This window comes from Rhodococcus sp. NPDC057014 (genome assembly GCF_042673295.1).
Taxonomy (GTDB): domain Bacteria; phylum Actinomycetota; class Actinomycetes; order Mycobacteriales; family Mycobacteriaceae; genus Rhodococcus_F.
Map to the genome: position 1 here is coordinate 1 of NZ_JBHUSF010000515.1, position 3727 is coordinate 3727.

The window sequence follows — 3727 nt, forward strand, 5'->3', positions numbered from 1 at the left end:
CAGCGTTCGATCAGATCGAACGAGCGTCCCGTTCGTCCCCCGTCAACGCAGCGTCGCGGTGAGGTGCGGGTACCCCTTCTTCGGGTGCTTGATCGACAGATCCCAGCCGTCGCCGGTCCGATCGGCGTACACGTTCAGCGTGGACGGCAGCAGGATCGGCTTGCCGAAACGCACGCTGTAGGTGACGGCGTCCGGGATCCGGCCCTCCACCGACCCCAGGACCGCAGCCGCACTCCACATGCCGTGCGCGATGGTCTTCGGGAACCCGAAAGCCTTGGCGCCCAACGTCGACACGTGAATCGGATTCCGGTCGCCGGACACCGCCGCGTACTTGCCGATCGTCTTCTGATCGACCCGCAGCGTCCGCAGCGGGCGCGGCGGCTCCTCCTCGGCCTTCGGCTCGGGGCCGGGCTGACCGGACAGCGACGTCTTCTGCTGACGCAGGAACGTCGACGTCTGCTTCCACACCAGCTCGCGTCCGACCCGGATCTCACTGATCACGTCGATGAGCAGCCCCTTGCGGTGCTCACGCAGATTCTCCGCGTGCACCGACACGTCGAGGGGTTCGACCACCGAGATCGGGCGGAACTGCTCGATGACGTTCTCCGCGTGCACGGAACCGATGGCGGGGAAGGGGAAACCCTCCGACACCATCAGCTTCATCACCACCGGGAACACCAGCGTGAACGGGTACGTGAGCGGCAGGGTGTCGCCGAAGCGCAGCCCCGTCACCCGGTCGTACGCCGCCAGGTTGTCGGGATCCACGCGCACGCCGTTCAGGACGAGCGTCGTGTCCGGGGCGCTGTGCCCGCTCGCACCGATGACCGGCAGCGCGCTGCGCACGGCGCGAGTGTAGATGTCGAGCGTGCCCGGCTTCTCCGTGAGTTGCACGACCTTGCCCGACATCAGGCGCCCAGCAGGCTCTGGCCGCAGACGCGGACGATCTGACCGGTGACGGCGTTCGACGCGGGGCTCGCGAAGTACGCGACCGTCTCGGCGACGTCGACGGTCTCGCCGCCCTGCAGCAGCGAACTCATGCGGCGTCCGGCCTCGCGCGTGGCGAAGGGGATCGCCGCGGTCATCGCGGTCTCGATGAAGCCCGGCGCGACGGCATTGATGGTGATCTTCTTCTTCGCGAGCACCGGCGCGGACGCCTGTACCAGTCCGATGACACCGGCCTTGGAGGTGCCGTAGTTGGTCTGGCCCCGGTTGCCCGCGATCCCGGCGATGGAGGAGACATCGACCACGCGGCCGCCTTCCTTCAGCGCGCCCTTGGCGACGAGGACGTCGGTGATGCGCTGCGGTGCAAGGAGGTTCACACCGATCACCATGTTCCAGCGGCCCTCGTCCATGTTGGCGAGCGTCTTGTCGCGGGTGATGCCGGCGTTGTGGACGATGATGTCTGCGCCGCCGTGCCGTTCGAGGACGAACTCGGCGAGCTTGTCGGCGGCGTCGTCCGCGGTCACGTCCAGGGCGAGGGAGGTGCCGCCGACCTTGTTGGCGGTCTCGGACAGCGCCTCACCGGCTGCCGGGATGTCTGCGCAGATGACGTGCGCGCCGTCGCGGGAGAGGACCTCGGCGATGGTCGCGCCGATGCCGCGGGCCGCGCCGGTGACGATGGCCACCTTCCCGTCGAGCGGCTTGTCCCAGTCGGCGGGTGCGACGGAATCCTCGGACCCGACGCGGATGACCTGGCCGCTGACGAACGCGGACTTGGCCGACAGCAGGAAGCGCAGCGTCGATTCGAGACCGGACAGTCCGGGGGCGGCGTTCGGCGAGACGTAGACGAGCTGAGCGGTGGCGCCGCGCTTGACTTCCTTGCCGACGCTGCGGGTGAAGCCCTCGAGCGCGCGCTGGGCGATGTGCTCGTCGACGTCGGACGTCTCCTCGGGGGTGGTTCCGATGACGACGACGCGCGCGGAGGGTGCGAGGTTGCGGATGACCGGCTGGAAGAACTCGAACAGCTGCTCGAGTTCGATTATCGAACCGATGCCTGTGGCGTCGAACACCAGGGCGCCGTACCGGTCGTCGCCCGCGCCCGCGGCGGGGTAGTCGGACAGGAGTTCGCGCAGCGGCTCGACGAGGCGGCCCTTGCCGCCGATCAGGACCGGGCCGGCGAGTGCCGGTTCACCGTGCTTGTATCGCCGCAGGTTCTCGGGCCGCGGCAGTCCCGCCTTCGCGGCGATGAACGCGCCGGGTGCGGATGAGAGGAACTGGGAATAGAGGTCGGGAGCTCCCTTGCTGGCTGCCACGGTCCTACCTTCTGTCGTCGTTCGGCGGTCAGTCACCGAGCACCGAGTGGAGTGCGGTGTCGACAAGTAACTTACTCCTGAGTAAGAATAGTAGCCAACAGGTAATCGCACCAGATCCTTGGAGACGTCAGTGACCAGCAAAGCTCGCACCAACTCGAACTCCGTTGCGGCCCCGAAGCCGGGCGGAAAGCAGCAGCGTCCCGTCGCGATCGTCGGCGGAAACCGCATCCCGTTCGCCCGCTCCGACCGCAAGTACGCGCGGGCGTCCAACCAGGACATGTTCACCGCCACCCTCGACGGACTGGTGAGCCGCTTCCACCTCCAGGGCGAGAAGCTGGGCCTCGTCGCGGGCGGCGCCGTCCTCAAGCACAGCCGCGACTTCAACCTGATGCGCGAATGCGTCCTCGGCAGCGCCCTCAGCCCCTACACCCCGGCCTTCGACCTGCAGCAGGCCTGCGGCACCGGGCTGCAGTCGATCGTCGCGGTCGGTGACGCCATCGCGGCAGGCCGCATCGACGCCGGCGTCGGCGGCGGCGTCGACACCACGTCCGACGCGCCGATCGGCGTCAACGACGAACTCCGCGAATTCCTGCTGTCCCTGAACCGCGCGAAGAGCACCGGCGATCGCATCAAACTCCTCGGCAACGTCCGCCCGTCCATGCTCGGCATCGAGATCCCGCGCAACGGCGAACCCCGCACCGGCCTGTCCATGGGCGAGCACGCCGCCATCACCGCCAAGGAGTTCGGCGTCCGCCGCGAAGATCAGGACGCACTGGCCGCCGCCAGCCACCAGAACATGGCCGCCGCCTACGACCGCGGATTCTTCGACGATCTGGTCACCCCGTTCCTCGGCCTCACCCGCGACGACAACCTGCGACCCGATTCCACCGCCGAGAAGCTCGCCAAGCTGAAGCCGGTCTTCGGGGTGAAGGCGGGCGACGCGACCATGACGGCGGGCAACTCCACCCCGCTCACCGACGGTGCGTCCGCGGTCCTGCTCTCCACGGACGAATGGGCCGCCGAGCGCAAGCTTCCGGTCCTCGCGCACCTCGTCGACTCCGAGACCGCGGCCGTCGACTACATCCACGGCAAGGACGGGCTGCTCATGGCGCCCACGTACGCCATCCCGCGCCTGCTGGCCCGCAACGGCCTCACCCTGCAGGACTTCGACTTCTACGAGATCCACGAGGCCTTCGCGTCCGTCGTGCTCGCGACGCTGCAGGCATTCGAATCCGACGAGTACTGCAAGGAACGCCTCGGGCTCGACGGCGCACTCGGCTCCATCGACCGCAGCAAGCTCAACGTCAACGGCTCGTCGCTGGCGGCCGGCCACCCGTTCGCCGCCACCGGCGGCCGCATCGTCGCCTCGCTCGCCAAGATGCTCGCGGAGAAGGGTTCGGGCCGCGGCCTGATCTCCATCTGCGCCGCCGGCGGCCAGGGTGTGACGGCAATCATAGAGGCGTGAACCGACCGGC

Annotated in this window: 3 protein-coding genes; 1 reads left to right on the plus strand and 2 read right to left on the minus strand. The window is 68.5% G+C overall.

All coding sequences use genetic code 11. From position 1 onward, the window contains the following. Positions 1 to 42: 42 nt before the first annotated feature. Together ACFTZB_RS44010 and ACFTZB_RS44015 are read right to left on the minus strand one after the other, a co-directional pair. On the minus strand, positions 43 to 906 hold the full coding sequence (locus ACFTZB_RS44010; protein ID WP_378442064.1) for a MaoC/PaaZ C-terminal domain-containing protein: 864 nt from the start codon (positions 904 to 906) through the stop codon (positions 43 to 45). Then, positions 906 to 2252: a 3-oxoacyl-ACP reductase gene (locus tag ACFTZB_RS44015; RefSeq protein ID WP_378442066.1), complete on the minus strand. Its 1347-nt coding sequence runs from the start codon at positions 2250 to 2252 to the stop codon at positions 906 to 908. The genes ACFTZB_RS44010 and ACFTZB_RS44015 overlap by 1 nt, the downstream gene beginning before the upstream one ends. Before the next feature lie 130 nt (positions 2253 to 2382). Between ACFTZB_RS44015 and ACFTZB_RS44020 the strand changes: the two genes are divergently transcribed. Next, positions 2383 to 3717, plus strand: coding sequence for an acetyl-CoA C-acetyltransferase (locus ACFTZB_RS44020; protein ID WP_378442069.1), 1335 nt, complete (start codon positions 2383 to 2385; stop codon positions 3715 to 3717). Positions 3718 to 3727 lie beyond the last annotated feature (10 nt).

Coding starts and splice junctions, on each gene's coding strand:
- ACFTZB_RS44010 (WP_378442064.1), bottom strand. CDS start 906: ATGTCGGGCAAGGTCGTGCAACTCACGGAGAAGCCGGGCACGCTCGAC.